Here is a 6,273-nt window from a genome sequence, read left to right on the forward strand (position 1 = left end):
AATTTGTACAAAGCTTTTACAAAAATGGAAATTACAGGAAGAATTAAGAAAGTATTTGAAACTCAAAATATTACTGCAAGTTTCAAGAAAAGAGAATTTGTTGTTACAACGCAAGAACAATATCCACAAGATATTTTAATTGAGCTTACACAAGATAAGACTGATGTGTTGAATGCTTACAAACCTGGTGATGAAGTGAAAGTTTCTATCAATATTCGTGGTCGTGAGTGGATTAATCCAGAAGGAGTAGCAAGATATTTTAATACAATCCAAGCGTGGAGAATTGAGAATATGGCGAATGCAGCTGCACAAGCACCTCAAGGTTACGATAATTTTGCACCAGCGCCTCCAGTTGATACTTTTTCTAATGGAGATGATGATGATTTACCATTCTAAGTAAAAAAACATCAATTAATACTAAACGTGTTCTTTATTGGACACGTTTTTTTAATTTTATATAAATTATACACAAAACGATATGTATTGGTTAAGTTCTGATTTAATCTTTCCTGATTACGATGAAGTGAATAGCGAGGGAATTATAGCTGTTGGAGGAGATCTTTCGCCAGAACGCCTAATTTTGGCTTATCAGAAAGGAATTTTTCCTTGGTTTAATGAAGAAGATCCAATTATTTGGTGGTTTCCACAAGATCGATTTGTTTTATTTCCAGAAAATTTACATGTTTCGAAATCGATGAAGAAAGTTTTTCGAGATCAAATATTTACGTATTCAGAAAATAAAGCGTTTCGAGAAGTGATTACAAATTGTTCGCAAGCGTATAGAAAAGATCAGGACGGAACGTGGATTACAAATGATATGATCGAAGCATATTGTACGTTACATGAAATGGGAATCGCTAAAAGTATTGAAGTTTGGCAAAACGACGAATTGGTTGGTGGTTTTTATGGAATTGATATGGGCGATGTTTTTTGTGGAGAAAGTATGTTTGCGAAAGTGAGCAATGCTTCCAAAGCTGGTTTTATACAATTTGTTGCAAAATACCACAAGAAATATAAATTGATCGATTGTCAAGTTTATACCGAACATTTAGCGAGTTTGGGTGCAATGGAAATTCCGAGTGATGTTTTTTTGGAATATTTGGAGAAATAAAATTTTACTAATTGTCAAGTAAATCGATTCCATTACTCCAAATAATTTTATGCTTGCTTTTATCTTTAATATTTAAGTCATAATCAAACATTTTTAGTTTTGGATTATAAATATCATCGATAATAATTAAACCTATTTTTGTAAGTTTTACTTCATTGTCAAAATTATCATCACCATATTGAAACTTTAAATCTTTTCGTAAAGTTCCTTTTAATGTAATTTTTGAATTAGGTGCAATCTTGAAAAGTTGAGGCGAATTTTTATCACATCCTTGATTATAAAATTGAATATAATTATTATTGATTTCGAAATTTTGATCCCAAGAACAATTCATCATCCATAGATATATCTCTTTTTTTTCGGTATTTTGGATATCTATTTTCACTTCATAATCATTTACAATGACAGAATCTGATGAAATAATTAAGTCATCATCTTTTATCTGATCTAATATCCAACCATAAGAATGCTTATTCAATTTTGTTGAAGATTTTTTTTCAAGTTGAAGATTTATTGTAATTGGAGATTTTTCAGTTTTGAAAATTTTTAAAGCTCCAATCGTAATGAATGCTATGACTAAAAGAATTAATACATTCTTCATGCTAATGATCAAGAATATTACTTCGTAAAAGTAATAGGATATTTTAAATTGCTATACTCGTTAAGATCTGCATTTAACGATCCAACTAATAAACCAGCTTTTATTTTTAATGGAACTAAGTTATCATCGTCAGAAATCCACATCGTAACCGATTCTGATTCTTTGAAAACACGACCAGATTGTACGTATGGACGAATTTTGATTGCCGCAATTTTTCCGAATTTTGTTTTTAAGGTTTCACGTCCCAAAACTTTCAATCGAAATTTTAGCGTTTCGTCACCAAGAAAAATATTTTCGTTCAAATAATCTCCTGTTTTAAGAGTGGCATGATTGGTATTACGTAAACTGTAAAAAGCAGAAAGTAAATCTTGCGCATCGTACGGAATTGTTTCTGTCGTTACTTTTCCATCTCGTTTATTTTCAACTTTTGCTTTTCTATTGGCATGATCAAAATAATAGATTTGATGACGTTTGTAACTTCCTTCTACAATATTTCGAACAAATTTTGTTGGTTTCAAATCTGTTTTATCAATATACGATTCGTAATTATCATCTACCTTAAAAAAAGCACGCACAGCACCAGTAGAAGTTCCTTTTCCTACGATATGAAAATGACTTTTTCCGTTCAAAGTAGCTTCTTTTACATCAATTGATGCATATCCTGCATTCAATCCAGAATAATGAACTCTAAATTTTAGATTTTCGCCAACTTTGTAGTTGTTTTGAGCATTTAAAGGCAATGCAAATGAAAGGACAATAAAAGTAAAAAATAAAATATATTTTTTCATTTTGAATTTTTGGTTTTGAGGTTAAGATTCAAATTGTTTGCCAAAAATAATAAAACGCCTTTATAAATTGATATAAAGGCGTTTTAATTTATGAGAATCTAATGATATTCTAATTTTCTTCTTTTAGTGAAGATATTTGATCTGCTTCAGTTGAAGTTTCAAAATCTGAAACATTGATAACCGAAACGATTTCTGGAACATATTTTTTGATGGTCATTTCAACACCTGACTTTAAGGTCATTTGGTTGACAGAACATGCTATACATGCACCTGTAAGGCGAACTTTTACAATATTATCTTCTACAGATACTAATTCGATATCGCCTCCATCTGAATTTAAGAATGGTCTAATTTCAGTTAAGGCCTTTTCAACTTCTGAATATTTTTCTTCTGGAGTCATGATCTTTTACTTTTTTAATTTTTTGCCGAACAACCTGCCATCGTTGTAATACGAACAGCTTCTGTTGGAGGCAAAGTATTGTTACGTTCTACTAAACTTTGTACTGCGTTACGTGCAATTTCTTTGTAAACATTAGCCACAACAGTATCTTCTTGCATTGCAGCTGGACGACCAACGTCAGCAGCTTCGCGAATAGATTGTACAATTGGAATTTCGCCTAAGAAAGGAACACCAATTTGTTCTGCTAAGTTCTTTGCACCATTTTGTCCAAAGATATAATATTTATTGTTAGGTAATTCTTCTGGTGTAAAATACGCCATATTTTCTACAATTCCTAAAACTGGAACATTAATCGCTTCCATTTGGAACATTCCAACTCCTTTTTTAGCATCTGCTAATGCAATATTTTGAGGCGTAGAAACCACAACTGCTCCTGTAATTGGAACTTGTTGTACGATAGATAAATGAATGTCACCTGTTCCTGGAGGTAAATCGATTAATAAGAAATCTAATTCTCCCCAATGTGCATCACGAATCATTTGATTCAATGCTTTTGCAGCCATCGGTCCTCTCCAAACAATTGCTTGATCTGTATCAGCAAAAAATCCAATTGATAATAACTTGATTCCGTAAGCTTCTACTGGTTTTATTTTCGTTTTTCCATTAACTTCTACAGAATATGGACGAGCATCTTGACAATCGAACATAATTGGCATAGAAGGTCCGTAGATATCAGCATCTAATAAACCAACTTTGAATCCCATGTTTGCTAAACTAATTGCTAAGTTTGATGAAACAGTAGATTTACCAACACCACCTTTTCCTGATGCTACAGCGATAATATTTTTAACACCTGGTAATTCTGAACCTTTGATTTCGTTCGGATTTTTTTCTTCAACTTCAACAGAAATGTTAAGTTTAAGATTTGACTCAGGTAAATTTTCTTTAAATGCATTTTTCAACGCAATTTCCAAACGCTTGCGTTCGTGCATTGCAGGCGAAGGAGAAACAATATCCAAAATAATATCATTTCCCATCACTTGAGCGTTACGCATCCAATTGCGAATACCCAATTCTTCTAATACTTGATATATTTGATCTCTTGTGTAAGCCATCTTTTAAATTTAATGCGACAAAATTACGAAGAATCAAAGACTTTAAATAATCTAAAAACGTGATTTTAATTGTTTTGCTTTATAATTTGATAAATAGACTTAATTTGATGTATATTTAAACTTTAAATCTGACTATGGAAGAGCATATTATTTATCTGACGAATATAAGAAAACAGATTATTGATGAGCTTGAACAACACTCTCTGAAACAACTACTTTATATACCTGTTGGCTATAAAAACAATTTGTTTTGGAATGCGGCTCATGTTTTGGCAACACAACAATTGATCCATTATTATTTAACCGATAATAGGATGTTGGTCGATATTCAGTTTATTCAGAAGTATAAAAAAGGAACAATCGGAAATACGGAAGTAACGGAAGAAGATGTGACAGAATTGAAGGAAATGTTGGAAAGTACACCAATGCAGATGTTCAAGGATTATCGTTCAGAAAAACTATCGTATTATCGATCATATAAAACAAGTTTCGGCATGACGTTAGAATCGATTGAAGATGCAATATTGTACAATAACATTCACGAAGCAATGCATTTGGGTTATATGATGGCGATGAAAAAGAATATTCCTTTTTAAAATTGAGAATAAAATTTAAAAATTTAGATGTTAACATACAGAGATGCTAAACGAAGCGATTTAGAAAAAATAACAGAAATTTATAATTCGACAATAGCTTCGCGATTAGTAACTGCCGATACAGAACCAGTTTCGGTCGAAAGTAAAGTAAAATGGTTCGAAGAACATTCATCCGAAAAAAGACCACTTTGGGTTGTAGAAAACGAAGCAAAAGAAATTGTAGGATGGGTAAGTTTTCAATCTTTTTATGGAAGACCAGCTTATGATGCAACTGTGGAAATCAGCATTTATTTAGATGCAGCGCAACGTGGAAAAGGTTTAGGAAAACAAGTGTTGGAATATAGCATTACGAAAGCACCAGAATTTGGAATCAAAACGATTTTAGGTTTTATTTTTTCGCATAATGAACCGAGCTTGAAATTATTCAAGCATTTTGGTTTCGAAGATTGGGGAAATTATCCCAATATTGCAATTTTAGACGGAATAGAAAGAAGTTTAACTATTTTAGGAAAACGAATCGCATAAAAAACCCTCACTTCATTTGAAGTGAGGGTTTTTTATTTATCAGATAAATTTTATTTACCAATACTCCAAATCAATGCTTTTTCTTTAGTTGCTCTGTAAATTGTAGCATGTTCTTCTTTAGGTTCTGGAGAATAATTCCATTGTAGATTTGGAAGTTTTTCTTGCGTCAAAATATTCTTCAAATCATCTGTATAAGGTAAAATATCACTTGCTCCAGATCCTGCAAACCATAACTTTTTTGGAGTTGAAGGAAATTTAGCTAAATCATTTTTTGAATTCAATAACATTTTTTGATCGTTCCACCAAAGTGAAGGATCAATTGCAATATAATAATCAAACATTTCGGGTTGTTTCAGAAAAGTTTCCATGATAAATAATCCAGCCAACGATTCGCCAATAATCCCTTTTTGGGATTGAGTGCGATACTTTTTCGTGATTTCAGGAAATAATTCATCCTTGATAAAACTTCTAAATTCATTCGAACCTCCCACAAAATTGGCTATTTTTTTGTCTTCTTCATTTTCGGTTGGGGGACTCAAATCTTTGCGACGTTGTATATTTTCTATACCAACTAAAATAACTGGTTTAATTTTTTTCGAAATAATCAAACTGTCCAATGTGTTTGCAATATGTGGAAAATCTTCTTTTGTTCCGCCATCTGGCATATACAAAACGTATAATGAATCTTGAGAAGTCGAATATTCTTTTGGAACCCAAACATTAATAACTCGTTTTTCATTTAGAATTTTAGAATCAATTGTAAATGTTTCGTGTTTCGGAATAGGATCGTCATAAACAACGGGATTAGAGTTTTTGCAGGATGTCAAAAAACTAATAGAGATTACAACTAATAAGTAGTTAAAAATCGATTTCATATATTTCATATTAAAGTGTTTTATCAAATATACAAAAATCATGAAGAGTTGATTTTCTATTTAATAAAAAAGACCACTAAAAAATTAGTAGTCTTTCTTAAATTAACCCGTAGTGCATTTAGGTAATATTAATTTTTAAGTTGTTAATATTTCTATTTTGGTTTCTGTTTATTGATTGAATAATAGGAAGGGTTAGTGTTTTTGCTAGTATCCTTGTTTTAAACCCTAAAAAGCTTTTAACATAATTACCTGTAATCATTAA

General features: G+C 31.3%; 9 protein-coding genes and 1 pseudogene. 4 read left to right on the forward strand and 6 right to left on the reverse strand.

The genetic code is table 11. The annotated features are described in order from the left end of the window. The first annotated feature begins 24 nt into the window (after nucleotides 1-24). A complete protein-coding gene (locus tag B3J26_RS14660; protein WP_019976879.1) occupies nucleotides 25-396 on the forward strand; it encodes a DUF3127 domain-containing protein in 372 nt (123 codons plus the stop codon). 82 nt (nucleotides 397-478) lie between these two features. Further along, nucleotides 479-1,111, forward strand: coding sequence for a leucyl/phenylalanyl-tRNA--protein transferase (gene aat, locus B3J26_RS14665; protein WP_114998700.1), 633 nt, complete (start codon nucleotides 479-481; stop codon nucleotides 1,109-1,111). A gap of 7 nt (nucleotides 1,112-1,118) precedes the next feature. On the opposite strand, the gene B3J26_RS14670 is transcribed toward aat, so the two are convergent. From B3J26_RS14670 to B3J26_RS14685, 4 genes are all read right to left on the reverse strand, one after another. Beyond that, nucleotides 1,119-1,712 (reverse strand): hypothetical protein, encoded by a 594-nt coding sequence (locus B3J26_RS14670; RefSeq protein WP_280050732.1) that lies wholly within the window; start codon nucleotides 1,710-1,712, stop codon nucleotides 1,119-1,121. A gap of 17 nt (nucleotides 1,713-1,729) precedes the next feature. Next, nucleotides 1,730-2,500, reverse strand: a complete 771-nt coding sequence (locus B3J26_RS14675; RefSeq protein ID WP_291074968.1) for a DUF3108 domain-containing protein — start codon at nucleotides 2,498-2,500, stop codon at nucleotides 1,730-1,732. A 109-nt stretch (nucleotides 2,501-2,609) separates the two neighbouring features. Further along, entirely contained in the window at nucleotides 2,610-2,900 is a 291-nt protein-coding gene (locus B3J26_RS14680; RefSeq protein ID WP_114998704.1) for a NifU family protein, read from the reverse strand. 14 nt (nucleotides 2,901-2,914) lie between these two features. Beyond that, nucleotides 2,915-4,015, reverse strand: a complete 1,101-nt coding sequence (locus tag B3J26_RS14685; RefSeq protein WP_114998705.1) for an Mrp/NBP35 family ATP-binding protein — start codon at nucleotides 4,013-4,015, stop codon at nucleotides 2,915-2,917. A 134-nt stretch (nucleotides 4,016-4,149) separates the two neighbouring features. Between B3J26_RS14685 and B3J26_RS14690 the strand changes: the two genes are divergently transcribed. Both B3J26_RS14690 and B3J26_RS14695 read left to right on the forward strand, forming a co-directional pair. Continuing rightward, nucleotides 4,150-4,611 (forward strand): DinB family protein, encoded by a 462-nt coding sequence (locus B3J26_RS14690; protein ID WP_038336414.1) that lies wholly within the window; start codon nucleotides 4,150-4,152, stop codon nucleotides 4,609-4,611. A gap of 27 nt (nucleotides 4,612-4,638) precedes the next feature. Further along, on the forward strand, nucleotides 4,639-5,136 hold the full coding sequence (locus tag B3J26_RS14695; protein WP_291074970.1) for a GNAT family N-acetyltransferase: 498 nt from the start codon (nucleotides 4,639-4,641) through the stop codon (nucleotides 5,134-5,136). Nucleotides 5,137-5,186: 50 nt separating this feature from the next. Here B3J26_RS14695 and B3J26_RS14700 read toward each other — a convergent pair whose 3' ends face one another. Then, a complete protein-coding gene (locus B3J26_RS14700; RefSeq protein ID WP_291074972.1) occupies nucleotides 5,187-6,020 on the reverse strand; it encodes an alpha/beta hydrolase in 834 nt (277 codons plus the stop codon). Nucleotides 6,021-6,129: 109 nt separating this feature from the next. After that, nucleotides 6,130-6,273: pseudogene (locus B3J26_RS14960) on the reverse strand (IS982 family transposase); the annotation flags it as partial.

The sequence above is a fragment of the Empedobacter sp. UBA5987 genome, from assembly GCF_002429865.1.
GTDB classification, from domain to species: Bacteria; Bacteroidota; Bacteroidia; order Flavobacteriales; family Weeksellaceae; genus Empedobacter; species Empedobacter falsenii_B.